The organism is Roseomonas indoligenes, assembly GCF_017813365.1.
Taxonomy (GTDB): Bacteria; Pseudomonadota; Alphaproteobacteria; order Acetobacterales; family Acetobacteraceae; genus Roseomonas; species Roseomonas indoligenes.
On the sequence record NZ_JAGIZA010000015.1, the window covers coordinates 35,494 to 59,656 of the forward strand.

Sequence of the window (24,163 nt, forward strand, 5' to 3'; positions counted from 1 at the left end):
GATCTCCTCCGGAGATCCTCGCCGGCCGCCACCGCCCCGTGCATCGCCCCATACAGGCCATTGCCCGCCAGGCCCTGACTCGGAATCCCGCCGCCCGGCGGAGGCGCGTCCCAGCGTCGATCCAGGTTCCGCGCATCCTCCTCCCTTCGGCCACGCCGATCGAGACCACCTGAATGCATCTATCCGAACTGAAGGCCAAGAGCCCCGGCGACCTGCTCGCCTTTGCGGAGGAGACCGGCGTCGAGAACGCCTCCTCGCTCCGCAAGCAGGACATGCTCTTCGCCATCCTCAAGCAGCTCGCCGACAACGACCAGGCGATCTACGGGGATGGCACCCTGGAGATCCTGTCCGACGGCTTCGGCTACCTGCGCAACCCACAGTCCAACTTCCTCCCCGGCCCTGATGACATCTACGTCTCCCCCGCCCAGGTGCGCCGCTTCGCGCTGCGCACGGGCGACACGGTGGAGGGCCAGATCCGCGCCCCGAAGGACGGGGAGCGCTACTTCGCGCTCCTGAAGGTCAGCTCGGTGAACTTCGAGCCGCCCGAGGCCGTGCGGCACCGCGTGAACTTCGACAATCTCACGCCCCTGTATCCCACCCGCCGCCTGCGGATGGAGAACCCGGAGGTCGAGGCCGCCGCGATTACGGACAAGAAGGGGCCGCCGAAGGACAACACCCACCGGGTGATCGACCTCGTCTCCCCGATCGGCATGGGCCAGCGCGCGCTGATCGTCGCGCCGCCGCGGACCGGCAAGACGGTGATGCTGCAGAACATCGCCAAGTCCATCTCCGCCAACAACCCCGACGTCTTCCTCATGGTGCTGCTCATCGACGAGCGGCCGGAGGAGGTGACGGACATGGCGCGCACCGTGCGCGGCGAGGTCGTGGCCTCCACCTTCGACGAGCCGGCGACGCGGCACGTGCAGGTGACGGAGATGGTGCTGGAGAAGGCCAAGCGGCTGGTCGAGCACAAGCGCGACGTGGTGATCCTGCTGGACTCCATCACCCGCCTCGGCCGCGCCTACAACTCGGTCGTGCCGTCCTCGGGCAAGGTGCTGACGGGCGGCGTGGACGCGAACGCGCTGCAGCGGCCGAAGCGCTTCTTCGGTGCCGCGCGCAACATCGAGGAGGGCGGCAGCCTCACCATCATCGCGACGGCCCTGATCGACACGGGCAGCCGCATGGACGAGGTGATCTTCGAGGAGTTCAAGGGCACGGGTAACTCCGAGATCGTCCTGGACCGCAAGCTCTCCGACAAGCGGGTCTTTCCCGCCATCGACATCACCAAGTCCGGCACCCGCAAGGAAGAGGTCCTGGTGGAGCGCTCCGAGCTCTCGAAGATGTGGGTGCTGCGCCGGATCCTGAATCCGATGGGCACGCAGGATTCGATGGAGTTCCTGCTCGACAAGCTGAAGTACAGCAAGACGAACCAGGACTTCTTCGACGCGATGAACACCTGATCCGCCCGCAGGGGGCCTGGCGTCCCCTGCCCCGCGGAAAGGAAAAGGGCCTGCCCCGGTCTCCCGGGACGGGCCCTTCTTGTATCAGCCTCTGGCGACCAGCCCCCGGGCGTCAGCCCGGGGTCCGTCGATCAGTTGCTGCCGCTGCCGCCCTGCTGGGACTGGGGCTGCGTGCCCTGCGCGCCGGCCTGCGGGTTCGGCGGGCCGCCGGCGGAGCCGAGCGGGGCGGCGGGGGAGGCGGCCATGCCCGGGGCGCCCGCGCCCTGGTCGCGCGTCACGCCGCCCGGCGCGCTCGGGGTGGGGGCCGTGGAAACCTGGGCGAAGGCCGGCGCGGCGATCAGGCCGGCGGCGAGAGCGAGCGCGAGAGTGGTGGTCTTCATCACTGTCTTCCTCTTCTGATCTATTTCGTCTGCCGGTGACCAACGCGTCCTTCCCGAGTCGGTTTCGTTCGGCGGACCGGAAGCCCCGGCCATTTGGCAGGGTGCTGGCGAAGGTTCATCCTGACGGCCGCAACGGACCCGAGGGCATGATGGATCACGCGGCGGAGATGGCGGGAATGGATGCCGCGCTCCTGGAGCGGGCGGCGCTGAACGCCGTGCCGGCCCCGCGCGTTGCCTGGGATGGCCCTTTCGTGCTGCGCGCCTTTCACGGAGGCACCGGACGGGCAAACGCCGCCTCCTCGCTGGACCCTGCCGACGACCCGGACCTGCCGGCCCGCATAGCCCGGGTGGAGGCGCATTACGCCCGGCTCGGCCTACCCTGCCGCTTTCGCTCCACACCGCTCGACCCACCCGGGCTGGCGCCCCTGCTCCTCGAACGGGGCTACAGAGAGGCTGAGGGCGCGCTGGTGATGACCGGCCGCGTTCCCGAGACCGAGGACCCGGCGGCGCACTGGTGCGAGGGACCTGACGCGGAATGGCTCTCCGTTCTCGCCACTGCCGAGTACCAGAGCGAGACCCGCCGGGCGGAAAAGGAGGAGGCCTTGCCGTTGATGGCCCGCCCGGCCACCTGGCTCGTGCTCCGGATCGACGGCATGGCTGCGGCATGCGGCCATGCCGTCGCAGACGGGCGGCTCTGCGGCCTTTTCGACCTGGCCGTGCGGCCGGAATTCCAGCGCCAGGGCCTGGGTCGCCGCCTGCTGGGTGCCTTGGCCGGTTGGGGAGCCCTCCAGGGCGCCGGCCTCTGCTGGCTGCAGGTCGCGCCGGGTAATGCCGCAGCGCGCCGGGTCTATGCAGCGGCAGGCTTCGCGGAGGTTTATGCTTACCGCTACTTCCTGCGCAACTAGCGATCGGCCCCGGCGTCCCGCGACAGTTTAGCCGAGGCGGATTGTCGGGCCTTTGAGGGAAAGGCCAACGCTATTTCGGCTGATATTAGCAATTTTTCCTGCATTCAGGGTTTCTTGCCGGAAGTAGTCCCGAATTGATCAGATTCGACCAGCGCAGGATGAATTACGGAACAAGTAAGCTGCTGCCGGTCGTTTTGCGGGACTCTAGGTCCCGGTGGGCCGTCGCAGCGTCGCGCAGCGCGTAGGTCTGGTTGATCTCGATCTTCACCTGACCACTGCGGACCACAGAGAAGAGCTCATCGGCCATAGCGAGCAGGTCGGCCCGCTTGGCGGTGTGCGTGGCCAGGGTGGGGCGGGTGACGAAGAGGCTGCCCTTCGCGGCCAGGATGCCGAGATCCACGCCGGTCACAGGGCCGGAGGCATTTCCGTAGGAGACGAGGAGGCCGAAGGGCGCCAGGCAGTCGAGAGAGGGCGAGAAGGTGTCGCGGCCGACGCTGTCATAGACCACGGGCAGGCGGGCACCGCGTGTGATGTCGTTCACGCGGGCGGCCAGGTCTTCGCCCTGCAGGATGACGTGGTCCGCGCCGTGGGCGCGCGCCAGCTCAGCTTTCGCCTCGGAGCCCACGGTGCCGATGACGGTGGCTCCCAAAGCTTTCGCCCATTGGCAGAGGATCAGGCCGACGCCGCCCGCCGCGGCGTGGACGAGGATCGTCTCGCCGGCCTTCACCTTGTAGGTACGGCGGAGCAGGTATTGCGCGGTCAGGCCCTGCAGCATCATGGCGGCTGCCGTCTCAAAGCCGATGTCGTCCGGCAGCTTCACCAGCACCTTGGCGGGAATGGTGCGGGCTTCAGCATAGGCGCCGATCGGGCCCATGGCATAGGCAACACGGTCGCCGGGCCGGAGGTCCTCCACGCCCTCCCCCACCGCTTCCACCGTGCCGGCCGCCTCCATGCCGATGACGGCGGGCAGGGAAGGCGCCTTGTAGAGGCCGGTGCGGAAGTAGATGTCGATGAAGTTCAGTCCCACGGCGTGGTGGCGCACCAGCGCCTCGCCGGGCTTGGGGCTGGGCAGCGGCACCTCCTCCCAGACCAGCTTCTCCGGGCCGCCGGGCTCGTGCAGGCGAATGGCGTGGTTCATGGCGGGGTTCCTAGGACGCGCCGGCGGCGCGGCGCGTGGGCGGGTTGGGGCCGTCCAGCAGATCGGGGCTGAGGGGGTCGGGGCGGCGGCTGCGGCGCTCCAGCGCCAGCAGCCATCGCTTGGTGGAAAGGCCATCGCCGCCGGAATAGCCGCCGATGGCGCCGCCGGCCCCGATCACCCGGTGGCAGGGGATGATGATGGGAATGGGATTCGCGCCGTTGGCGCCTCCGACGGCGCGGGATGCGGTGCCGAGAACACGGGCCAGATCCGCGTAGCTGCGGGTCTCCCCATGGGGAATGTCGCGCAGCGCCTGCCAGACACGCTGGCGGAAGGGGCTGCCCGTCGGGTTCAGGGACAGGTCGAAGCCGGTCCGCAGGCCGTCCAGGTAGTCCTGCAACTGGTCCGCGGCGCGCCGCAGCAGCGGCGTCTCCTCGCGGTCCCGGCCCTGGCCCCAGTCGAGGGCCACGATCGCACCGTCCTCCTCGGACAGGGTGAGGGTGCCGAGGGGCGTGTGGAGGAAGGTCTGTGGCATGGTCTGGCGAGCGGCATTCGTCGGCCCGCCCGGGCCCCGCGTCAAGCCGGGATTGGTGCGCCCCGGCGTTCATCCCCTGCCCTCGCCTCCTGCCCTGCCTCACCCTAGATGTGGGGCAGCCTTCCCGCCGCCACCGAGGGGTGTCCGCCTTGCCTGACAGCGTCGCCGTTTCACGTGAAACAGGGACCGATCCGCGGCCCTGGTTCCAGGTCCACCTTTTCGTTTGCACCAACCGGCGTCCGGACGGGCATCGGCGCGGGTCCTGTGCCGCCCGGGGAAGCGAGCCGCTGCGGGACTACATGAAGGCGCGGGCCAAGGAGTTGGGCATACCCGGCATCCGCGTGAACAGTGCGGGCTGCCTCGATCGGTGCGAGTTCGGCCCGGTCATGGTGATCTACCCGGAGGGCATCTGGTACCGCGCCGAAACGCGCGAGGACATCGACGAGATCCTGCAGACGCATGTCATCGGGCATGGACGCGTTCACCGGCTGATGCTGACCGAAGCGGACTTGCCACCGGGCAAGGGCTGAGGCCCCTGCCCTTCATCATGGACACGATCTTCGCGCTCGCCACCGCCCCCGGGCGCGCGGCCATCGCCGTAATGCGCCTCTCCGGCCCGGAGAGCCGGAGAATGCTGGAAGCCCTTGCCGGCCGGCTGCCGGCGCCAAGGCGTGCCGCGCTCCGGCGTCTGAGCGCGCCAGATGGCACCGTGCTCGACGAGGCCCTGGTGCTCTGGCTGCCCGGCCCCGCCTCCTACACGGGCGAGGATTCGGCGGAATTGCACCTCCACGGCGGCGCGGCTGTCGTGGCCGGGGTGGGCGAAGCCCTGGCCGGGTCAGGCGCCCGCCCCGCCGAGCCCGGGGAGTTCACGCGCCGCGCCGTGCTGAACGGCCGCATGGACCTCACCGCGGCCGAGGGGGTCATCGACCTAATCGAGGCGGAAACGGCCGCTCAGGCCCGCCAGGCGCTCGGACTGGCGGGGGGCGGGCTTACCGCCCTCTGCGCGGCCTGGGCGGGCCGCCTCACAGGCCTCCTCGCGCGTCAGGAAGCCCTGATCGAGTTCGAGGATGAGGGCCTGCCCGATGCGCTTGAGGACGAGGTGGCCCGCGCCATCGGCGTTCTCGCGGCCGAGATGACGGCGCGGCTGACGGCGGATGAGGGTGGGGAGCGGGTGCGCGCGGGACTGGACGTTGCCATTCTCGGGGCGCCGAACGCCGGCAAGTCCTCCCTCCTGAATGCCCTTGTCGGGCGCGAGGCCGCGATCGTCTCCGCCCGGGCCGGCACCACGCGCGACGTCGTGGAGGCCCGCATCCTCCTCGCCGGTCTTCCCGCCGTCCTGGCCGATACGGCGGGGCTGCGAGAGGCGGGGGACGAGATAGAGGCCGAGGGCGTGCGCCGCGCCCTGCACCGGGGCGCGGCGGCCGATATCGTGCTGGCTGTGCTGCCCTGTGGCGCGACGCCGGATGCGGCGACCCTGGCCCTCGTCGCCCGGCGGGACTGCATCCTGGTGGCGTCCAAGGCCGATATCGGCGGGCCGGTGCCGGAAGGCGCCCTGGCCGTTTCCGTGCGGACCGGGGAAGGGCTTCCGGCACTGCGGGAGAAGCTGGAGGAGGTGGCGTCCCGCCTTGCCCCTGTCTCCGGTGCCGCGCTGCTGGCCCGCCCCCGCCACCGGGCGGCCGTAAGGGACGCGCTGCGCTGGCTCGGTGAAGCGATGGTGGCGTCTCTGCCGGAAATGCGCGCCGACGCCCTGCGGGAAGCCCTCCAGGCCCTAGGACGGCTGACCGGCAAGGTGGGAGCCGAGGCCATTCTGGACCGCGTCTTCGCCGAGTTCTGCATCGGGAAGTGACCCCGCCCGGCGGTGGCGGTATAGCCGCGCCATGGGGCGCATGTTCGATGTGGTGGTGGTAGGCGGCGGGCATGCCGGGGCCGAGGCGGCCGCGGCGGCGGCACGCTGCGGCGCCCGGACCTTGCTGCTGACCCACCGGCTGGATCGGCTGGGGGAGATGTCCTGCAACCCCGCCATCGGTGGGGTGGGCAAGGGCCATCTGGTGCGCGAGGTGGACGCGCTGGACGGGCTGATGGGGCGCGCGGCCGATGCCGCCGGTATCCACTTCAAGCTCCTGAACCGCAGCAAGGGCCCGGCCGTGCGCGGCCCTCGCGCCCAGGCGGATCGCGCCCTCTACCGCGCCGCTGTCCAGGGCCTCCTGCGGGAGACGCCGAACCTCTCCATCGAGGAGGGCGTGGCCGAAGGGCTGGAGCGGGGTCCGGACAACGGCATCGCGGCGGTGCTGACGGGCGAGGGGGAGCGCATCGGCTGCGGTGCCCTCGTCGTCACCGCCGGCACCTTCCTGCGCGGCGAGATCCATCTCGGCCCAGAGCGCCTGCCGGCCGGCCGCCACGGCGACCCGGCCTCGATCGGGCTGGCCCTGGCCCTCGCGGCCCTGGACCTGCCGGTGCGCCGCCTCAAGACCGGCACCCCGCCGCGGCTGGATGGCCGCACGATCGACTGGGCGGGGATCGAAGCCCAGCCCGGGGACGATCCGCCCGAACCTCTCTCCTGGATGACGGAGCGGATCGCCAACCCGCAGGTGGTCTGCGGCATCACCGCCACCGCGCCGGGGACCCACGCGATCATCCGCGCTTCCCTGGACCGGGCGCCGATCTACACCGGCCAGATCCAAGGGGCCGGGCCGCGCTACTGCCCTTCCATCGAGGACAAGGTCGTCCGCTTCGCGGACCGCGAACGCCACCAGATCTTCCTGGAGCCGGAAGGGCTGCCCGGGACCGAGGACATCCCGACCGTCTATCCCAACGGCATATCCACCAGCCTGCCGCGCGACGTTCAGGAGGCGGTGATCGCCTCCATCCCCGGCCTGAGGCGGGCCCGCATCCTCCGCCACGGCTACGCCATCGAGTACGACCATCTGGACCCGCGCGCCTTGCGGCCAAGCCTGGAGGTGCGGGCTGTGCCGCGCCTCTTCCTCGCCGGCCAGGTCAACGGCACCACCGGCTACGAGGAGGCCGCGGCCCAGGGCCTGCTGGCCGGGATCAACGCCGCTCACCGCGCCGCCGGTGGTACGGAGGCGCGGGTGCTGCTGCGGACCGAAGCCTATGCTGGCGTGCTGGTGGACGACCTGGTGACGCAGGGCGTGACCGAGCCCTATCGCATGCTCACCGCCCGGGCCGAGCACCGCCTCCGCCTGCGGGCCGACAATGCCGGCCTGCGCCTGACCGGGCGCGGCCTGGAATGGGGCTGCGTCGGGCCGGAGCGCGCCGCCCGCCACCGCGCCTTCGCCACCGCCGTCACCGAGGCCCTGGCCCGCGCGCGGGCCGAGACCGCCACCCCCGCCGCCCTGGCCGCCGCCGGCCTGCCGGTGAACCAGGACGGCATTCCCCGCACCCTGCTGGAGGTCATGGCCCTGCCCGCCGCCCAGGGGCCTGCCCTGGATCAGGCCTTCCCCTGGCTGCGCGATCTCTCGCCCGGGGTCCGCACACAGCTAGAAACGGAAGCCCTCTACGCCCCCTACCTTGCCCGCCAAGCCGCCGAGTTCGCTGCGCTGGAACGGGAGGAGCGGCTTCGAATCCCGGAGGAGGTGGACTTCGCCGCCATTGCCGGCCTCTCGACCGAGATGCGCCAGCGCCTCTGCGCCGCCCGCCCCGCGACCCTTGGTGCTGCCGGACGTGTCCCGGGTATCACGCCCGCGGCCCTGGTCGCGCTCGCCGGCCACCTGCGGCGCGGTGCCTCCCCCGCACGGGCAGGTGCGGCGTGAGAGCACCTGATCCGGCTGTTTCACGTGAAACAGGGGCGAGGCTGGACGGGTTCCTGTCCCTCCTGCTCCGCTGGAATGCCCGCATCAACCTCGTGGCCGAGGGCGACCCGGAAACGCTCCGCGCGCGCCACATCGCGGACTCCCTCCAGCTCCTGTCGTTATTGCCGGAAGCAGACGGCGAAGCGGCCGACCTCGGCACCGGCGGCGGCTTCCCCGGCCTCGTCCTCGCCATCGCCGACACCGGCCGCATCTGGAACCTTGTGGAATCGGATCGCCGCAAGGCCGCCTTCCTCACCGCCGCCGCCGGCGAGCTCGGCCTTTCTCATGTCCGCGTGCATGCCCTGCGCATCGAGGCCGTGACCCTCCCTCCCCTCGCCCTTGTCACCGCCCGGGCACTCGCGCCCCTGACCCTGCTGCTGGGGCATGCCGAACGGCTGCTCGCCCCCTGCGGCACCGCCCTTTTCCCCAAAGGCCGCAGCGCGGCCGATGAACTCGCCGCCGCAGAGGCGGAGTGGACCATGAACACCGAACGCTTCGAGAGCCGCACCGAACCCGGCGCCATGATCTTCCGCATCACGGGGCTGCACCGTGCCGGCCGCTGATCGGACCGCCGCTGGCCCGCGCCGTATCGCGCTCGCCAACCAGAAGGGCGGCGTCGGCAAGACCACCACCGCCATCAATCTCGCCACGGCCCTGGCCTCCACAAAGCGCGTGCTGCTGCTGGACATGGACCCGCAGGGCAACGCCTCCACCGGCCTCGGCGTGCCCCGCAACGCGCGTGGCGCGGGCAGCTACGCCCTGTTGGTGGGGGACCGCCCCCTCCCCGACCTGATCCGCCCCAGCGCGATCCCCGGCCTCGACCTGCTTCCCGCCGACAACGACCTGGCCGGTGCCGAGATCGAGATGGTCGGCATGGAGGACCGGGAGCGGCGCCTGGCACAGGCCCTCACCCGGGATGCCGCCACCCTCGCCCGCTACGACTACATGCTGATCGACTGCCCGCCCTCGCTCGGCCTGCTCACACTGAATGCCCTCGTCGCCAGCCAATCCGTGCTGGTTCCCCTGCAGACCGAGTTCTTCGCGCTGGAGGGCATCTCCCAGATGACGCGCACGGTGGACCGGGTGAAGCGCCTGAATCCCGCCCTCGCCCTGGACGGAATCGTCCTGACCATGTTCGATCGCCGCAACAACCTCTCCGAGCTCGTCGCGCGCGACGTGCGGAGCTTCTTCAAGGACCGGGTGTACGACACGGTGATCCCCCGCAACATCCGCGTCTCCGAGGCGCCCTCCCACGGCCTTCCCGTCATCCTCTACGACGTGCGCTCGGCAGGGTCGCAGGCCTACATCCAGCTCGCGGCGGAACTCCTGAAACGGGATCGGGCCCGTGCCCGTGCCCGTGCCGCCAAGGCCGCGGAGGCCACGAAGTGAGCCGCAAGCCCACCCGCCTCGGCATGGGCCTCTCCGCCCTGCTGGGCGACGATCCCGCCCCCGCCGCCGCCACCGCTCCCCAGAGCCTCCCCGTCGAGGCACTGGAGCCCGGCCCTTTCCAGCCACGCGGCCCCATGGACCCGGAGGCTTTGGCCGAGCTCGCCGCCTCCATCCGGGAGCACGGCGTCCTCCAGCCCATCCTCGTCCGCCCCAAGCCCGGCTCCGGCGGGAACTACGAGATCATTGGCGGCGAGCGCCGCTGGCGCGCCGCCCAGGCCGCCCGCCTTCACGAGGTGCCAGTCGTGGTGCGGGAGATGGACGACCGCGCCGCCATGGCCGCCGGCCTCGTCGAGAACCTGCAGCGCGAGGACCTGAACGCCCTGGAGGAGGCCGAGGGCTACCGCCGCCTCACCGAGGAATTCGGCCTGAAGGCGGACGCCCTGGGCAACGCCGTCGGCAAAAGCCGCAGCCACGTCGCCAACACCATGCGCCTCCTCGGCCTGCCCGCCTCCGTTCGTCAGATGCTCGGACGCGGCAGCCTCACGGCCGGCCATGCCCGCGCCCTGCTCACCTCCCCGGACCCGGTCCGCCTGGCCGAGCAGGTCGTGACGCGCGGCCTGAACGTGCGCCAGACCGAAGCCTTGGCCGCCGCCGGGGAACGCCCCCGCGCTCAGCGCCGCCAAGTCGATGCCGACACGCGCGCCCTGGAGCGGGAACTCTCGGAACGCCTGGGCCTCCGCGTGACGGTCGAGCATGGAGGCCGGGGCGGCAAGGTCATCATCTCCTACCGGGATCTCGACCAGCTCGACGGCATCGTTCGCCTGCTTCAGGCGTAAGTTCTGCAGCCGGCCCAGGGGAGAGGAGAAAGAATTCTCCCCTCCCCTGGACCCCCACCCCTCATCTTTTCCTTTCGGGCTGCCGCGGCATGCACGTCTGGCGGTTCGCCTCGGGTCGATGACCCGAGGCGCGGGACAAGTCCGCCCGCGCTGAACTGAGATCAGAAATCCTGCGGCGTCGCCCTTCGGTCATCGTATCCGCGGCAGCCCGATGCAGGCCCAGGAGCCTCAGGCTCCTTCCTGGCGGGGGTCCAGGGGGCAGCGCCCCCTGGGGCCAAGAGCACCGTCGTGGCACGATCGTCGCTAACCGCTTTTGCGGCAGGGGAAAGACACCATGGAGATCGGCATCGACATCGGCGGCACCTTCACCGACGCGGTGCTGCGCGACGGGGCGGGGGCGCTGCGCTCTCTGAAGGTGCCGAGCACGCCCGACGACCCGGCCCGCGCCGTCGGCCACGCCCTCGCACGGCTGCTGGGGGAGGAAGCGCCGCCCGCCTCCGTGCGCCGCTTCCTGCACGGCACCACGGTGGCGACGAACGCCATCCTGGAGAACACGGCGGCGCCCACGGGGCTGATCACGACGCGCGGCTTCGCCGACGTGATCGAGCTGGGGCGGATGACGCGCGCCTCGAACTACGAGCTGATCTTCCCGCCGCAGACGCCGGTGGACCTCATCCCGCCGGAGCGGCGGATGGAGGTGGCCGAGCGGATCGGCGCGGACGGCGCCGTGGTGGAGGCGCTGGACGAGGCGGGGGTGGCGGAAGCCGCGCGGGCGCTGGACGCCATGGGCGCGAAGGCCGTGGCAATCTGCTTCCTCTTCGCCTTCCTCAACCCCGCGCATGAGCGGCGGGCGCGCGAGATCGTGCGGCAGGCGTGCCCGGGCATGGCGGTCTCCCTCTCCTCCGAGGTGGACCCGGCGCCGCGCGAGTACGAACGGACCTGCGCCACGGCCTTCGACGCCGCGCTGAAACCGGTCATGAGCGACTATCTCGGCCGGATCGAGACCATCCTCGGCGATGCCGGGATCGGCGTGCCGATGCAGGTGATGCACTCCCGCGGCGGGTTACTCGGGGGCGCCGCAGCGCGCGGGCGCCCGATCCGGCTCACCCTGTCCGGCCCCTCGGCGGCGGCGATCGGCGCGGCGGCCGTCCTGCGCGGCGCGGGGATGCCGGACGGCGTCTCCATCGATGTCGGCGGCACCAGCGCGGACGTGGCGGTGATCCGCGGCGGCGCGCCGGCCCTGCGGACGGATGGCCGGATCGGCCGCTTCCCCGTGCGCGTGCCGACGGCCGACGTGCTGGCGGTGGCGGCGGGCGGCGGCTCCATCGCCTGGATCGACGCGGCAGGGGGCCTGCGCGTCGGCCCGCGCTCGGCCGGCGCCGCGCCCGGGCCGGCCTGCTACGGGCGTGGCGGGGTGCGCCCGACGGTGCTGGACGCCTCCGTCGTGCTGGGCCTCGTGGACCCCACGCGCTTCGCGGCGGGAGAGTTGGCACTGGATGCGGAAGCCGCGGCGGAGGCGATCCGGCGCGATGTCACCGGCCCGCTCGGCCTGGGCCTGCGGGAGGCGGCGGTGGCGATCCACCGCGTGATCAATGCCACCATGGCGGAGGCGGTGCGCGCCGTGACCGTGGCGCGCGGCGTGGACCCCCGCGAGATGCCGCTGCTGCCCGCGGGCGGCGGCGGCGGGCTGCACGCGGCCGCCATCGCGGAAGAATTGGGCCAGAGGACCATCGTGGTGCCCACCGCGCCCGGCGTGCTGGCCGCCACAGGCCTGCTGGACGCGCCGCTGGAGCACGACGCAGCGCGCGGCTTCGGCGGCGTCGTGGACAGGATGGATGGCACCCTCCGCGATGCGGTCGCGGAGATGATCGCCGAGTGCCGCGCCTCCATGGCCGCTGAGGGCGTGAATGCCGATGCGGCGGAGGTGATCCTGACCGCGGCCGCCAGCTTCGTGGGGCAAGGCCACACGCTGGACGTCCCGGTCCCTCATGACGCGCCGGACCCGGCGCGCGCCATCCGGGATGGCTTCATCGAGGCGCACCGCGCCGCCTACGGCCACGCGCGCCAGGCACCCGTGCGGCTGGTCTCGCTCCGCGCCGTGCTGCGCCTGCCCTCGCCCGACCGCGCCGCCCGCGCCCTCCCCCGCCCTGCTCCGCCGCGCGGGACACGCCATGCGGTCATCGCCGGCATCGCGGGGCCGGTCGCGGTGGTGCCCCGCGCCGCCCTGGCGCCGGGCGAGACCCTGCACGGCCCCGCCATCGTCGAGCAGGACGACACGACCCTGGTGGTGCCCGCCGGCTGGCACGTCACCGCGCACCCCGCGCACCTGCTGATGGAGAAGGCGGCATGACCGTGGAGCGCATGGACCCCGCAACGGTCGAGATCATCCGCCGCCGCCTGGAGGGCATCGCGGAGGAGATGCAGGGCGTGATGCTGCGCTCCGCCGTCTCCCCCATCGTGCGGGAGGCGAACGACGCCTCCGCCAGCCTCTTCCTGCCGGACGGCACGGTCATGGCGCAGTCGGTCTCCCTACCGCTGTTGCTGGGCTGCCTGATGCCCGCCGTGCAGCGCATGCTGCGCGACTTCCCGGTGACGGGGATGCGGCCCGGCGACGTGTTCCTGATGAACGACCCCTATGACGGCGGCACGCACATCCCGGACGTCTCGCTTATGGTGCCCGTCTTCGCGGAAGACCGCGTGATCGCGCTCGCCGCCACCATCCTGCACCACCAGGACATGGGCGGCCTCACCCCGGGATCGCTCCCCACAAACTCCACGGAAATTTTCCAGGAAGGCCTGCGCCTGCCGCCGCTGCAGCTGGCGCGGGCGGGCGTGACGGACCCGCAGATCCTGCGGATCATCGCCCTCAACACGCGCACGCCGGAAGCCTTCGCCTGGGACCTGGAGGCGCAGATCGCCGCTTGCCGCGTGGCCGCGACGCGCATGGAGGAACTCGCCGCCCGCCACGGCGCCGATGCGCTGATGGCGATGATGCTGGAACTCGTCCGCCGCGCGGAGGCCGCCACCCGCGCCGCCATCCGCGCCATCCCCGACGGCAGCTGGACCTATGAGGACGCCCTGGACAACGACGGCGTGGAACTGGACCGCCCCGTGCCCATCCGCGTGCGGGTGACGGTGCGGGGGGACGAGATCGCCTTCGACTTCACCGGCACCTCCCCCCAGGTGCGCGGCCCGGTGAACGCCGCACCCGCGGGCGTCATGGCCGGCTGCTTCTTCGCGCTCCGCGCCGTGACCGGCCCCGACATCCCGAACAACGGCGGCTGCGCCCGCCCGCTCTCCGTCGTGCTGCCGGAGGGCTCCCTGCTGAACCCGCGCAGCCCCGCCCCATTGAACGCGCGCACGGGCACGGTGAAGCTACTGACCAATGCGGTCCTTGGCGCCCTCGCCCAGGCACTGCCGGACCGCATCCCCGCCGCGAATGCCGGCACTTCCACCGTCATGGCCCTCTCTGGCCGGCGAGCGGACGGAACGGCCTGGGTGGTGACGGAGGTGCTGACGGGCGGCAGCGGCGGCTCGGCCGCCATGCCGGGCGTGCACGGCGTCTCCACCGATGTCGGCAACACCATGAACCTGCCCGTGGAGGCGATGGAGGCGGATGCGCCCGTGCGCGTGCACCACTACCGCGTTCGTCGCGGCTCCGGCGGTGCGGGGCTGCATCCCGGCGGCTGCGGCATCGACCGGGAATACGAGATCCTGCAAGGACCGCTCACCCTCACATTCCGGGGGGAGCGGCATTTCCATGCGGCAAGGGGCAGCGCGGGCGGCGGCGATGGCCGTGTCGCGGAAGCCCTGGTGATCCGCGCCAACGGCGCGCGGGAGGAAGTGCGGTCAAAGCTCACCACGGTGCTGCAAACGGGCGACCGGCTCCTCATGGGCACGGCCGGCGCCGGAGGCTGGGGAACCCCTTCATGAGACGCGCATTCGCCTCGCTGATCCTGTCCGCCACCGCGCTGGCCGCACTGGCCACCCCGGCCGCCGCGCAGCTGGAACCGGGCCGGGTCGTCCGCGTCCAGGTCGGCTACACCGGTGGCAGTTTCGACGCTATCGGCCGCATCGTCGCCGAGGGCCTGCGCGAGCGCCTGGGCCTGAACGCCATCGTGGAGAACAAGCCGGGGGCCGGCGGCTCCATCGCTTCCGACTACGTCGCCAAGGCCACGAACGACGGCACCGTCATTCTCATCGGCGGCGCCGGCACCCACGGCGTCACCCCGGCACTGCGCCGGAACCTGCCCTTCGATGCCGCGCGCGACTTCACGGCCATCGCCCGCGTGGGCGAGTTCCCCAACGCCATGACCGTCTCCGCCGCGCTGCCCGTGCGCACGGTGCAGCAGTTCATCGCCCTCGCCCGCCGCCCCGGCGGCGTGAACTTCGGCTCCTCCGGCACCGGCACCTCCATCCACCTCACCGGCGAACTCTTTCGCCTTCGCACGGGGCTGGAGATGACCCACGTCCCCTATCGCGGCAGCGGCCCCGCCGTGCTGGACCTGCAGGCCGACCGCATCCAGGTCATCTTCGACAACCTGCCCAACGTCTTCGGCGGCATCCAGGGCGGCACCCTCCGCGCCCTCGCCGTCACCTCGCGCGAGCGCCTGCCCAACCTGCCGGACGTGCCCACCATGGCCGAGGCCGGCATGCCGGACTTCGTCGTCTCCAGCTGGGTCGGCGTCTTCGGCCCTGCCGGCATGAACCCGCGCACGGTCGAACAGCTCTCTGCCGCCATCATGGACACGGTGCGGACCGAACCCGGCCGCACCCGCGTCGCCAACCTCGGCGCCCAGCCCTCCCCTGCCGGCGCCGCCGAGTTCGATGCCATGTGGCGGGCCGATATGCGCCGGTGGGCGGAGGTGGTGCAGGCCGCCAAGGTGGAGGTCGATGATTGAGGTTCGGTTCCTGTGGCCCCAGGGGGAGAGAAGGAATTCTCTCCCCCTGGACCCCCTCTCGTCTTCTTCTATCGGGCTGCCGCGGAATGCTTCGCTGACGGCCCGCCTGAGGTCGATGACCTCAGGCGACTGACAGCGCGGCTCGGCTGATGCGGTTTTCAAATTCCTTCGTCGGCGCCCTTCAATCATCGCATCCGTGGCAGCCCGATGCAGGTCCAGGGTTGGACCTATAGGTCCAACCAGGCTCCTGGCGGAGGGTCCAGGGAGGCGGCGCCTTCCTGGGGCCACCAGCACCCCACCAAAGGGTCAATCTTCTTCACTCGGGGGGACGTAGCGAGCGTGCTACCTCCCCCGCGAATCAGGACGGGATGCGAGAGCATGGCAGGCAACCGGAAGAACGCGCGGGCTCGGGTGAGCGGGCCCATGCCGCCCTCGAGGATAGCAGCCCCCGTGGTGGCTCCGCGGCCGGCTCCTCCGGCGGGCTTGCTCGGCCTGTCCTGGCCGATCCTGGCCGCGGCCGGGGTGGGGCTGGTCCTGCTCGTTGTCGGCTGGTCGCTGGCCTTCTCCCGCGGCGCCGGGCTGGAGCGGGCCGAGGACGCGCGCCGGGTTCAGGCGGCGCGGGTGACGGAGTTGGAGGGCACGCTGGCGCAGGAGCGCCGGGCGGCCGGAGATCTCGCCGCGCTGACGCAGCGGGCGGAGGCGGCGCGAGCGGCGAACACGGCCGCGGAAGGCCGCAGCCGGGAGCTGGCAGCCTCGGTGACTCAGGCCGAGGCGCGAATCGCGGAGCTCCGGCAGCAGACGGAGGTGGCCCAGGGCCAGGTAACGTCGCTGGCTGCGGAAACGGAGAAGGCGCAGCGGGCCCTGGCGGAGCGTCAGGCCGAAGTGGCCCGGGAGACGACGGCGCTGGACGGTCAGCTGGCGGCGCTGCGCGGCCAGGTGGGCGAGGCGGAGCAGCGGCTGGCTGGGCTGACGCAGCAGGCGGAAGCAGCGCAGGGCCGCGTGGCCGCGCTCACGGCGGAGGCCGGGCGGGCGCAGCAGGCGTTGGCCGAGCGACAGGCCGGGGCGGCGCGGCAGGCGGCGGAGGGTGAGCAGCGTCTGGCAGCCCTGGGCGCCCAGCAGGCCGAGGCCGAAGCGACGCTACGGACCCGGCAGGCCGCGGTGGCCGAGGCGGAGCGGCGGCTTGCCGCCCTGCAGGCCGAGACTGCCGCGCTAGACCGGCAACTGGCCGAGCGCCGGCAGGCGGTGCCCGCCCCGGGCACCGCGCCCTAAGCGCCTGCCTCAGCCCTGTGCCAGGATCCCGTCCCGGCGCAGGGCCTCGATCTCCTCCGGGGTAAAGCCGGCCTCGGCCAGGACCTCGGCGTTGTTCTCGCCCATCCGCGGTGGCTGGCGCTGCAGGGTGGTGCGCTCCTTCGCCCCGCCGAACTCCACGGGCAGGGCGGGGAGCAGGGCCTCCCCGGTGCCGCCGCCGAGGAGGGACATGGCCGTGGCGAGTAGGCCACCACCGGCGAGGAGATGCGGGTCCTCGAACAGGTCGGCCGGCTTACCCACGGGTGCCCAGGAGATAGCGGCCCTTTCGCAGTTCTCCACCACCGTCTCGCGCGGCAGTCGCGCGATCCGCTCCTTCAGCTCGGGGATCAGCCAGGCGCGGGCGCGGGTGCGGTCGGCATTGGTGTGCAGGCGCTCATCGGCCGCGAGGTCCCCGAAGCCGAAGACCTCGCAGAAGCGCACCCATTGCGCGTCACTGGTCACGCCGATGAAGACCTGACCGCCATCGCCGGCGGTGAAAGGCTCGTAGACGCCCCAGGCGCCGCGGCGGGCGGGCATCGGCGGCACGGGCTCACCGGTGGTGACGGCCCCGGCCATGTGGGAGCCGACGAGGAAGACAGCAGATTCGAACAGGGCGCTGCCCACCCGCTGTCCCTGGCCGGTCCGGTCCCGCTCCCGCAGGGCGGCGAGCACGGCGACAATGCCGAAGACCGCGCCCATGATGTCCACCACCGAGGCACCGGCGCGCAGCGGCTGGCCCGGCGGGCCGGTCATGTAGGCGAGGCCGGCCTGGAACTGCACCACCTCGTCCAGCGCCGGGCGATGCTCGTAAGGCCCGGCGAGGAAGCCCTTCAGCGCGAGGTAGACCAGGCGCGGGTTGAGGGCCGAGAGCGTCTCCCAGCCGCAGCCCAGACGCTCCATCGTGCCCGGGCCGTAGTTCTCCAGCACCACGTCGGCTTCCCGCACCAGCCGGTGCACGGCATCGCGCCCCTCGGGCCGCTTCAGGTCGATCGCCAGCGACCGCTTGTTGCGGTTGAAGGTGGCGAAGAAGCCGGAGGCGAAGCCGGGCAGGCGGCGCGTGTGATCGCCGGCCGGTGCCGGCTCCACCTTCACCACCTCCGCACCGAGGTCGGCCAGCAGCAGGCCAGCGCAGGGGCCCATGATCGTGTGGGAGAACTCGAGGACCTTCAGCCCCTCCAGCGGACGGGCGCTCATGCCACCACCCCGTGACCGGCCTGGGCCGCGCGCTCGCGGAAGGCGCGGAGGCTGCCGCCGCGTAGCAAGGCGCTTGGCAGGGGGTGGCCGACGATGCGCTCGGCGAGATGCCCGGCCTCGATCAGGGCGTCCAGGTCGATCCCCGTCTCGATGCCCAGCTCCTCGCAGAGCAGGGCCAGCTCCTCGCTGGCGATGTTGCCCGGCGCGCCCTTGTGGCCCGCGAAGGGGCAGCCCCCGAGGCCGCCCACGGTGGCATCGAAGCTCGCCACGCCCATGCGCAGCCCGGCATGGGCATTGGCCACGGCCAGGCCACGCGTGTCGTGCAGGTGCAGGGTGATCTCCGGCTCCGGCCAGCGGGCGCGGACCTCGCCCACCAGCCGCTCCACCTGCGCGGGATTCGCCCAGCCCATGGTGTCGGCCAGCGAGAGGCGGGTGATCGCAGCCCCGGCCTCCGCGGCAACGCCCATCCCGTCCTCGATCGCGGTGAAGACCTGGGCGGGGGTAACGGCGCCGGAGAAGTTGCAGCCGAAGGCGGCCATGACGCCGATGCGGTTCACCGGAATTCCGGCGGCGAGGTGCGCGGCCGTTTGCTTCCGCATTGCCTCCACCTGGCCCAGGCGGTCGCGGTTGAGGTTCTTGCGGGAAAACGCCTCGGAGGCGGAGAGGGAGATCGATCCGGCGAGGTGCAGCCGGTCCTTGAAGGCCAATGCCCGCTCCAACCCGGCCGCGTTGAACCACAGCGCCGTATAGGCCACCCCCGGCCGCGGCGCGAAGCCGGCCACAGCCGCCTCCGCATCCACCCAGCCCGGCACGAGCTTCGGCGAGACGAAGGAGGCGACCTGGATATGCTTCAAGCCCGTCGCCGCCAACGCCTCGATCAGCGCGACCTTGTCGGCAGTCGGGATGGGCCCGGGCTCAATCTGGAAGCCTTCGCGCGGGCCCTCCTCGTTGATGGAAACGCGGCGGGGCAGGTCAGTCACGAGGGTAAATCCTTCAGGTCACGGCAGGGTTGACACCGAATCGTTCTGTCTGACAGAACTGCTGTTCTATTCCAGTGAGAATGGCGATGGCGGTCCCCAAGGTCAAGCAGGACGGCACCGAGGAGCCGGACAGCCCACGCGTTGAGGGTGTCGCGGCGCTCGAACGCGGGCTGGCCGTGCTGGAAGCGCTGGGCGCCAGCGATGGCCCGCAGCCCCTGGCCGAGCTCGCCCGCAGAACCGGCCTGTACAAAAGCACCCTGCTCCGCCTGCTCGCCTCGCTGGAGCGGCGCGGCTACACGGTGCGGCAGGCGGATGGGCGTTATCGGCTCGGCCCCACCCTGCCCCGGCTCGGCGCCGCCTACGCGCGCGGGCTCGACCTGCGGGCGGCCCTGGACCCGGTCCTCGCCGCGCTGGCCGCGGAGACGCGCGAGACGGCGGGCTTCTTCGTGCGCGAGGGAGAGGGCCGCCTCCTCCTCGCCCGGGTGGAAGGCCAGCAGGCCGTGCGGGACTGGATCACCATCGGCTCCCTGCTCCCCCTGCAGGGTGCGGCCGGGCATACCCTCACCCGCTTCGCCGGGGGATGGCGCGGGGACGAGCCCCTTCTGGACTCCTCTTTCGGCGAGCGGACGCCGGAGATGGCCGCCATCAGCGTGCCGGTCTTCCGCGCCGGCGGCGCGCTCGCCGGGGCCCTGACGGTCAGCGGCACCTGCACACGCTTCCGGGACCCGGACCACCACGCCGCGCTCTCCGCCGCCCTGTTGCGCGCCGGGGCGGCGCTGACGCGGGCGCTGGACGGCGAAGCCATGGGCTTCGATAGCCCAAAGAAGGTCCCGTAAAAACAATCCGGTGACCTCCCTACCCTGGTGCTGCCGCCAGCGTTCTCCCTTCTCCCGGTAGAATTGGAACAAGGCCCCCATGTGCGACGTGCTCGTCCTGGAGGATGACGACCTGGTGCTGGACGTGATGGTCCAGGCGCTGGAGGATGCGGGCTATGCCGTGCGGATGGCGGAGCACGGGGATGAGGCGCTGGAATACCTGGCCTCCGGGCCCTGCCGCCTCATGCTCAGCGACATCAACCTCGGCGAGCCGATGAACGGCTTCGACGTGGTGGAGCGGGCCCGGGCGGCGCGACCGGATCTGAAGGTGATCTACCTCTCCGGCATGCCCTCCAACTGGGCGGGGCGGGCCTTCGACGAACGGACGCGCCGCCTGAACAAGCCCTTCCGCTTCGAGGAACTTCTGCGCGCCATCCAGGAGATGGGCGTTTGGCCCAGCCAGCCGCCGGCCCTGGGCGTGGAACGCAGCACCTTCTGAGGGGGAGAAGGCCAGCCCTCCTCCCGAACCGCCTACTCCGCCGCCACCATGGCCGGCCGCGGCTCCTCCGGCATCTCCGGCCCCATCCCGTGCCGGTGGAGCCAGGACAGCACGTGGTACACCGCCTTGAAGGACAGGATGGGCAGCACCGCGCGGGGATCGCCGAAACGTCCCCCGGCGAGATTGCCGGCCAGCATGTTGATGATGCCGTCCCGCATCCAAAACGTGTTGCGCGGGGCCATGAACAGGCTGCGCATCACCGGGTCGTTGATCCGGTAGATGAGCCAGCCGATCCGGTCCATCGCCCGCGCCAGCTCCTGGTTCACCGCGCGGCAGGCGGCGGCGCCGCGCACCGGGTTCTCCAGCCAGGTCTCCGCGGCCTTGGCGCCTAGCTCGCCGGCCGTCATCGCCATCAGCACGCCGGTGGAGAACATCGGGTCCACGAAGCCGAAGGCATCCCCGATCATCAGGTAACCCTCCCCGCTGCCGGAGGTGGCGCGGTAGGAGTAGTTGGCAGTGGAGTAGATCTCGCTCGCGATCGTCGCGCCGCGCGTGCGGGCGGACACGGTGGGGCTGGAGGCGATGCGGTCCAGGAACAGCTCCTGCGCCGTGCCCTTGCGGCCCTTCCAGGCCGACTGGTTGCCCACGAAGCCGATGCTCATCACATCACCCGGCAGGGGGATGAGCCAGAACCAGCCGTCCTCCGCCAGATGGATGGAAATGTAGCCGTCCAACTCCCCCTCGCGCCGCTCCACCCCGGTGAAGTGGGCGTACATGGCGGCGGTGTTGTTGTGCTTGTTGCTCTCCTTCAGCCGCAGCTTGCCTGCCAGGAAGGTGTCGCGGCCTGAGGCGTCCAGCACGAAGCGGGGGCGGAAGGCCAGTTCCACGCCCTCTCTCGTCTTCGCCGTCACGGTGGAGCGCGCGCCCCGCGCCCCGAAGGCGATGTCCGTCACCCGCGTTTCCTCCAGCGCCGTCGCCCCGAGGCGGCGGGCATTGGAGAAGAGGGCCGCGTCGAAGTCCGACCGCCGCACCTGCCAGGAATGGGTGCGCGCCTTGTTCAGCGCCTGCGCGAAGGGAAAGGCGCAGGACCGGCCGGTCCGGTCGGAGACGAACTCGGCACCGGGCTTGTGCACGCCCATTTCCCGCACCGTCTGGAGCATTCCCAGCCGCTCGAGGATGTCGAGGTTCCGCGGCAGCAGGCTCTCGCCGATGTGGAAGCGGGGATGCGCTTCCTTCTCCACCAGCACCACGTCGCGTCCGGCCTTGGCCAGCAAGGCGGCGGCGGTGGACCCGGCTGGCCCCCCACCGATCACGAGGACGTCGGGTTCGGCACTCTGTTCCATGGCGGAAGATTTCCTGCGCCCGCCCGCCCCGGTCAAGCGGATCGAGCAGGCCTCCCGGCGCAGCCCCCGCCATGGCAGGCTGCGCGGATGCACCCCGCCTTCCGCCAGGGCATCACCGAGGCCTTCGGCGCCCAGATGGTCGCCATGGCCGCCACCTTCGTCGCCTTCGGCGCCGCGGTGCAGGCGGCCGGCTTCGGGCTGGGCTGGGGCCTGGCCTCCTCCGCCGGCGTCTACGGCATGGCCGGGCAGATGGTGCTGCTCAGTGCCGCCCCCGGGGCCGCCCCCGCGGTCGTGGCGGGCTGCGTGATGGCCAACGCCCGTTTCCTTCCCATGGCCGCGGCCCTCGCCCCCCTCATCCGGGGGCCCCTCGCCCCGCTCTGCGTCCCCTTCGTCGCCATCACCCCCTGGGCCGCCGCCATGCGCCGCCTGCCCGACCTGCCGCCCCCACACCGGACCCGCTGGTTCCTCGGCTTCGCCCTCGCCAGCTGGATCGTCGGCCTGCTCACCACCGCCCTCGGCTACATCCTGGCCGGAGGCCTTTCCCCGGCCGTGCTGCGCCTCCTCCTCATGGTCAACGTGCTCTACTTCGCCCTCATGATCGCCGCCGGCCTGGCCCGGGGCGGCCCCTGGCGCGCCTCCCTCGGCGGTGCCGTCGCGGCCCCCCTCGCCTTCCTCCTCCCGCCGGGCGTTCCCCCGGCCTGGGGCATCCTACTCGCCGCCCTCGTCGGCGGCACCGCCGCCTTTCTGTTGCGGCGCCGATGATGGAGGGCGGCTGGGGCCCGCTGCTGGCGGCCGTGCTCCTCATGCTTGCCCTGCGCGGCACCGGCATCGCCCTCGCCTGGCGCCTGCCGGCCGATCACCCCGCCATCGCCTGGGCCACCGCGGTCAGCGAGGCCGCCCTCTCCGCCTGGGTCGTCCTCGCCCTCGTCTCGCCCGGCCCCTGGCCCCTTGCGGCACGCCTGGCCGGAGCAGCCACGGCGCTGGCCGTCTTCACCCTCACCGGCCGCCGCCTCCTTCCCGGCCTCGCCCTCGGCCTCGCGGCCATCTGGGCCGTGGAGCGGCTCCTGCACTGATGGTGCCCGCTCCCTACATGCGCCCCATGATCGCCAAGACACGCCGCGCAGCATCCAGGCCCCAGGGCGACGCCGGTTCTCCGCGGGTGGTGGGGGCTTTGCAGAGGTCTTCGCGGTCGGTCTGTCCCGGGGAGAGGAAGAAAGAATTCTTCCTCTCCCCGGACCCCTCACCATCATCTTTTTCTTCGAGTTGGTCTGGCTCGGCTGATGGTGCGCCTCGGGTCCACGACCCGAGGCGACTGCAAGGGCAGGATCAAGTCCTTCGCGCCGAAACCCCGTGTCAGGCCGGCGCGGCGGTAGCCAGCCGGGGATCCAGGGGCCTCAGGCCCTTGGCGGGGGTTCCAGGGGGCAGCGCCCCCTGGTCCCGGCCTCATCAGGACAAGGCGCGCGGCTGGGCCGGTGCGCTGCTCCTCCTCGTCCTGCTGTCCCTGCCCTCGGTCGCGCAGGCCGCCCCTTCTGCCTGCCCGGAGCACCACCCTGGTGGCCAGGCCCCGGACATCCTGCGCCCGTCGTTGGCGGCCGAGACGCGGGAGTTGTGCTTCGAGGCCTATTCGGTGGTCCATAGCGGCGTGTCCCGCACCCCACTGGCAGCGGCGGAGCACCTGACGCGCCGGCGCATCCAGCAGGCACGGGGAATGGAGCGGGACGACGCCTTCCACGCGGAGGACGGGTTGCCGGAGGATGAGCGGGCGCGGCTCTCCGACTATGCCCGTTCGGGCTTCGACCGTGGCCACATGGCGCCGTCCGGCGACATGCCGACCGCCTCGGCGCAGGCGGACAGTTTTTCGCTCGCCAACATGGTTCCCCAGAACCCCGGCTCGAACCGCTGCCTGTGGGAGGGGATCGAGAGCACCGTGCGGGATCTGGCGATGGAGGAGGGCGAGGTCTGGGTGCTGACCGGGCCCATCTTCGAGGGCACGACGCTGCAGCGCCTGAACGGCCGGGTGCTGGTGCCGACCCTTCTGTATAAGGCGATCTACCTGCCCGGGCGCGGCGAGGCCGCGGCCTACCTTGCCCCGAATGCGCCCGGACTGGCCTGGCGCGCCGTCTCGCTGGATGGGCTGCGCGAGGTGGCGGGGCTGGACGCCTTCCCCGCGCTGCCCGCCGCGGTGAAGGCGCGCGCCATGACGCTGCCGGATCCGCGCCCGAGCAACATCGCCGGAAGTTGCGCCAACCAGCCGGAGGGCACGCGGCCGCCCGCCCCGCCTGCGCCGTCCTCTCCCCCCGGGCCTGTGGCGCAGCTTGCGCCCTCGGGCAGCCGCATCGGGCTGATCCTGGCCGGGGTTTTCGCGTTGGTGATGGTCGTGGCCCTGATCCGCGTGCTCGGCCGTCGATGAGAAAGGGACCAGCCATGCCCTTCCACCCCTATGCCGACGAGGCCGCCACGCTCCGCATCGGGGAGCTGACGGCGGAGAACCGGCTGGACCGGGTCTCCCTCCACGGCAGCCTGGACCTCACCCGCGACCGCGCCGGGCTGGACCGTGCCCGGCGGCTGAAAGGGCTGGTGGACGCCGCCCTGGCCGTGCTGGAGGCAGAGGCCGACCGGCTGCCCGAGGCGGTCGAGACTGGCGGGAATACAGATTCCGTCCGCAATCCTTTCGGCTGACGGCCGCAGGGGCGGG

Annotated in this window: 24 protein-coding genes; 18 read left to right on the plus strand and 6 right to left on the minus strand. The window is 72.0% G+C overall.

Annotated elements, in window-relative coordinates; genetic code table 11:
• The first annotated feature begins 173 nt into the window (after window positions 1–173).
• Window positions 174–1,460: a transcription termination factor Rho gene (gene rho / locus J5Y10_RS20615; protein ID WP_209375995.1), complete on the plus strand. Its 1,287-nt coding sequence runs from the start codon at window positions 174–176 to the stop codon at window positions 1,458–1,460.
• 131 nt (window positions 1,461–1,591) lie between these two features.
• On the opposite strand, the gene J5Y10_RS20620 is transcribed toward rho, so the two are convergent.
• On the minus strand, window positions 1,592–1,840 hold the full coding sequence (locus J5Y10_RS20620; RefSeq protein ID WP_209375996.1) for a hypothetical protein: 249 nt from the start codon (window positions 1,838–1,840) through the stop codon (window positions 1,592–1,594).
• A 146-nt stretch (window positions 1,841–1,986) separates the two neighbouring features.
• On the opposite strand from J5Y10_RS20620, the gene J5Y10_RS20625 reads away from it, so the two are divergent.
• Window positions 1,987–2,745 (plus strand): GNAT family N-acetyltransferase, encoded by a 759-nt coding sequence (locus tag J5Y10_RS20625; protein WP_245214921.1) that lies wholly within the window; start codon window positions 1,987–1,989, stop codon window positions 2,743–2,745.
• Window positions 2,746–2,908: 163 nt separating this feature from the next.
• Here the strand turns inward: J5Y10_RS20625 and J5Y10_RS20630 are convergent, their stop codons facing one another.
• Together J5Y10_RS20630 and J5Y10_RS20635 are read right to left on the minus strand one after the other, a co-directional pair.
• A complete protein-coding gene (locus tag J5Y10_RS20630) occupies window positions 2,909–3,883 on the minus strand; it encodes a quinone oxidoreductase family protein (RefSeq protein ID WP_209375997.1) in 975 nt (324 codons plus the stop codon).
• A 10-nt stretch (window positions 3,884–3,893) separates the two neighbouring features.
• Window positions 3,894–4,415 carry a methylated-DNA--[protein]-cysteine S-methyltransferase gene (locus J5Y10_RS20635; RefSeq protein WP_209375998.1) on the minus strand — a complete coding sequence of 174 codons (522 nt, stop codon included), beginning with the start codon at window positions 4,413–4,415 and terminating at the stop codon, window positions 3,894–3,896.
• Window positions 4,416–4,714: 299 nt separating this feature from the next.
• On the opposite strand from J5Y10_RS20635, the gene J5Y10_RS28990 reads away from it, so the two are divergent.
• The 10 genes from J5Y10_RS28990 (at window position 4,715) to J5Y10_RS28555 (ending at window position 16,619) form a co-directional block, all read left to right on the plus strand.
• Window positions 4,715–4,945 carry a (2Fe-2S) ferredoxin domain-containing protein gene (locus J5Y10_RS28990; RefSeq protein WP_432761261.1) on the plus strand — a complete coding sequence of 77 codons (231 nt, stop codon included), beginning with the start codon at window positions 4,715–4,717 and terminating at the stop codon, window positions 4,943–4,945.
• A 5-nt stretch (window positions 4,946–4,950) separates the two neighbouring features.
• Entirely contained in the window at window positions 4,951–6,261 is a 1,311-nt protein-coding gene (mnmE, locus tag J5Y10_RS20645) for a tRNA uridine-5-carboxymethylaminomethyl(34) synthesis GTPase MnmE (protein ID WP_408901595.1), read from the plus strand.
• 31 nt (window positions 6,262–6,292) lie between these two features.
• Window positions 6,293–8,185, plus strand: coding sequence for a tRNA uridine-5-carboxymethylaminomethyl(34) synthesis enzyme MnmG (gene mnmG, locus J5Y10_RS20650; RefSeq protein ID WP_209376001.1), 1,893 nt, complete (start codon window positions 6,293–6,295; stop codon window positions 8,183–8,185).
• Entirely contained in the window at window positions 8,182–8,787 is a 606-nt protein-coding gene (gene rsmG / locus J5Y10_RS20655; protein ID WP_209376002.1) for a 16S rRNA (guanine(527)-N(7))-methyltransferase RsmG, read from the plus strand. The genes mnmG and rsmG overlap by 4 nt, the downstream gene beginning before the upstream one ends.
• Window positions 8,774–9,613 (plus strand): ParA family protein, encoded by an 840-nt coding sequence (locus J5Y10_RS20660; RefSeq protein ID WP_209376003.1) that lies wholly within the window; start codon window positions 8,774–8,776, stop codon window positions 9,611–9,613. Before rsmG ends, J5Y10_RS20660 begins: the two co-directional genes overlap by 14 nt.
• Window positions 9,614–9,636: 23 nt before the next feature.
• A complete protein-coding gene (locus J5Y10_RS20665; protein WP_209376084.1) occupies window positions 9,637–10,449 on the plus strand; it encodes a ParB/RepB/Spo0J family partition protein in 813 nt (270 codons plus the stop codon).
• A gap of 334 nt (window positions 10,450–10,783) precedes the next feature.
• Window positions 10,784–12,799, plus strand: a complete 2,016-nt coding sequence (locus tag J5Y10_RS20670) for a hydantoinase/oxoprolinase family protein (RefSeq protein ID WP_209376004.1) — start codon at window positions 10,784–10,786, stop codon at window positions 12,797–12,799.
• Window positions 12,796–14,382: a hydantoinase B/oxoprolinase family protein gene (locus J5Y10_RS20675; protein ID WP_209376005.1), complete on the plus strand. Its 1,587-nt coding sequence runs from the start codon at window positions 12,796–12,798 to the stop codon at window positions 14,380–14,382. The genes J5Y10_RS20670 and J5Y10_RS20675 overlap by 4 nt, the downstream gene beginning before the upstream one ends.
• On the plus strand, window positions 14,379–15,350 hold the full coding sequence (locus J5Y10_RS20680) for a Bug family tripartite tricarboxylate transporter substrate binding protein (RefSeq protein ID WP_209376006.1): 972 nt from the start codon (window positions 14,379–14,381) through the stop codon (window positions 15,348–15,350). The genes J5Y10_RS20675 and J5Y10_RS20680 overlap by 4 nt, the downstream gene beginning before the upstream one ends.
• A 453-nt stretch (window positions 15,351–15,803) precedes the next feature.
• Window positions 15,804–16,619 (plus strand): coiled-coil domain-containing protein, encoded by an 816-nt coding sequence (locus J5Y10_RS28555; protein WP_209376007.1) that lies wholly within the window; start codon window positions 15,804–15,806, stop codon window positions 16,617–16,619.
• Window positions 16,620–16,628: 9 nt separating this feature from the next.
• On the opposite strand, the gene J5Y10_RS20690 is transcribed toward J5Y10_RS28555, so the two are convergent.
• Together J5Y10_RS20690 and J5Y10_RS20695 are read right to left on the minus strand one after the other, a co-directional pair.
• Window positions 16,629–17,831 carry a CaiB/BaiF CoA transferase family protein gene (locus J5Y10_RS20690; RefSeq protein ID WP_209376008.1) on the minus strand — a complete coding sequence of 401 codons (1,203 nt, stop codon included), beginning with the start codon at window positions 17,829–17,831 and terminating at the stop codon, window positions 16,629–16,631.
• Window positions 17,828–18,811, minus strand: a complete 984-nt coding sequence (locus J5Y10_RS20695) for a hydroxymethylglutaryl-CoA lyase (RefSeq protein ID WP_209376009.1) — start codon at window positions 18,809–18,811, stop codon at window positions 17,828–17,830. The genes J5Y10_RS20690 and J5Y10_RS20695 overlap by 4 nt, the downstream gene beginning before the upstream one ends.
• Before the next feature lie 86 nt (window positions 18,812–18,897).
• Between J5Y10_RS20695 and J5Y10_RS20700 the strand changes: the two genes are divergently transcribed.
• Together J5Y10_RS20700 and J5Y10_RS20705 are read left to right on the plus strand one after the other, a co-directional pair.
• Complete coding sequence (locus J5Y10_RS20700) at window positions 18,898–19,647, plus strand: IclR family transcriptional regulator (protein ID WP_209376010.1); 750 nt, start codon at window positions 18,898–18,900, stop codon at window positions 19,645–19,647.
• Between the two features lie 79 nt (window positions 19,648–19,726).
• The gene (locus J5Y10_RS20705; RefSeq protein WP_209376011.1) at window positions 19,727–20,125 is read left to right on the plus strand and encodes a response regulator; all 399 of its coding nucleotides are present in this window, start codon (window positions 19,727–19,729) and stop codon (window positions 20,123–20,125) included.
• 32 nt (window positions 20,126–20,157) lie between these two features.
• On the opposite strand, the gene J5Y10_RS20710 is transcribed toward J5Y10_RS20705, so the two are convergent.
• Complete coding sequence (locus J5Y10_RS20710; protein WP_209376012.1) at window positions 20,158–21,468, minus strand: NAD(P)/FAD-dependent oxidoreductase; 1,311 nt, start codon at window positions 21,466–21,468, stop codon at window positions 20,158–20,160.
• 87 nt (window positions 21,469–21,555) lie between these two features.
• Here J5Y10_RS20710 and J5Y10_RS20715 point away from each other — a divergent pair, with 87 nt between their 5' ends.
• From J5Y10_RS20715 to J5Y10_RS20730, 4 genes are all read left to right on the plus strand, one after another.
• A complete protein-coding gene (locus J5Y10_RS20715) occupies window positions 21,556–22,230 on the plus strand; it encodes an AzlC family ABC transporter permease (RefSeq protein WP_209376013.1) in 675 nt (224 codons plus the stop codon).
• Window positions 22,227–22,541 (plus strand): hypothetical protein, encoded by a 315-nt coding sequence (locus tag J5Y10_RS20720; RefSeq protein WP_209376014.1) that lies wholly within the window; start codon window positions 22,227–22,229, stop codon window positions 22,539–22,541. The genes J5Y10_RS20715 and J5Y10_RS20720 overlap by 4 nt, the downstream gene beginning before the upstream one ends.
• A gap of 329 nt (window positions 22,542–22,870) precedes the next feature.
• On the plus strand, window positions 22,871–23,878 hold the full coding sequence (locus J5Y10_RS20725; protein ID WP_209376015.1) for a DNA/RNA non-specific endonuclease: 1,008 nt from the start codon (window positions 22,871–22,873) through the stop codon (window positions 23,876–23,878).
• A 14-nt stretch (window positions 23,879–23,892) separates the two neighbouring features.
• Entirely contained in the window at window positions 23,893–24,147 is a 255-nt protein-coding gene (locus J5Y10_RS20730; protein ID WP_209376016.1) for a hypothetical protein, read from the plus strand.
• The last annotated feature ends 16 nt before the right edge of the window (window positions 24,148–24,163 follow it).

What these genes read in the sequence shown, in the direction of transcription:
- rho (WP_209375995.1), top strand. Translation starts at nt 174, where the DNA reads ATGCATCTATCCGAACTGAAGGCCAAGAGCCCCGGCGACCTGCTCGCC.
- J5Y10_RS20620 (WP_209375996.1), bottom strand. Translation starts at nt 1,840, where the DNA reads ATGAAGACCACCACTCTCGCGCTCGCTCTCGCCGCCGGCCTGATCGCC.
- J5Y10_RS20625 (WP_245214921.1), top strand. Translation starts at nt 1,987, where the DNA reads ATGATGGATCACGCGGCGGAGATGGCGGGAATGGATGCCGCGCTCCTG.
- J5Y10_RS20630 (WP_209375997.1), bottom strand. Translation starts at nt 3,883, where the DNA reads ATGAACCACGCCATTCGCCTGCACGAGCCCGGCGGCCCGGAGAAGCTG.
- J5Y10_RS20635 (WP_209375998.1), bottom strand. Translation starts at nt 4,415, where the DNA reads ATGCCACAGACCTTCCTCCACACGCCCCTCGGCACCCTCACCCTGTCC.
- J5Y10_RS28990 (WP_432761261.1), top strand. Translation starts at nt 4,715, where the DNA reads ATGAAGGCGCGGGCCAAGGAGTTGGGCATACCCGGCATCCGCGTGAAC.
- mnmG (WP_209376001.1), top strand. Translation starts at nt 6,293, where the DNA reads ATGGGGCGCATGTTCGATGTGGTGGTGGTAGGCGGCGGGCATGCCGGG.
- J5Y10_RS20665 (WP_209376084.1), top strand. Translation starts at nt 9,637, where the DNA reads ATGGGCCTCTCCGCCCTGCTGGGCGACGATCCCGCCCCCGCCGCCGCC.
- J5Y10_RS20670 (WP_209376004.1), top strand. Translation starts at nt 10,784, where the DNA reads ATGGAGATCGGCATCGACATCGGCGGCACCTTCACCGACGCGGTGCTG.
- J5Y10_RS20675 (WP_209376005.1), top strand. Translation starts at nt 12,796, where the DNA reads ATGACCGTGGAGCGCATGGACCCCGCAACGGTCGAGATCATCCGCCGC.
- J5Y10_RS20680 (WP_209376006.1), top strand. Translation starts at nt 14,379, where the DNA reads ATGAGACGCGCATTCGCCTCGCTGATCCTGTCCGCCACCGCGCTGGCC.
- J5Y10_RS20690 (WP_209376008.1), bottom strand. Translation starts at nt 17,831, where the DNA reads ATGAGCGCCCGTCCGCTGGAGGGGCTGAAGGTCCTCGAGTTCTCCCAC.
- J5Y10_RS20700 (WP_209376010.1), top strand. Translation starts at nt 18,898, where the DNA reads ATGGCGGTCCCCAAGGTCAAGCAGGACGGCACCGAGGAGCCGGACAGC.
- J5Y10_RS20705 (WP_209376011.1), top strand. Translation starts at nt 19,727, where the DNA reads ATGTGCGACGTGCTCGTCCTGGAGGATGACGACCTGGTGCTGGACGTG.
- J5Y10_RS20710 (WP_209376012.1), bottom strand. Translation starts at nt 21,468, where the DNA reads ATGGAACAGAGTGCCGAACCCGACGTCCTCGTGATCGGTGGGGGGCCA.
- J5Y10_RS20715 (WP_209376013.1), top strand. Translation starts at nt 21,556, where the DNA reads ATGCACCCCGCCTTCCGCCAGGGCATCACCGAGGCCTTCGGCGCCCAG.
- J5Y10_RS20720 (WP_209376014.1), top strand. Translation starts at nt 22,227, where the DNA reads ATGATGGAGGGCGGCTGGGGCCCGCTGCTGGCGGCCGTGCTCCTCATG.
- J5Y10_RS20730 (WP_209376016.1), top strand. Translation starts at nt 23,893, where the DNA reads ATGCCCTTCCACCCCTATGCCGACGAGGCCGCCACGCTCCGCATCGGG.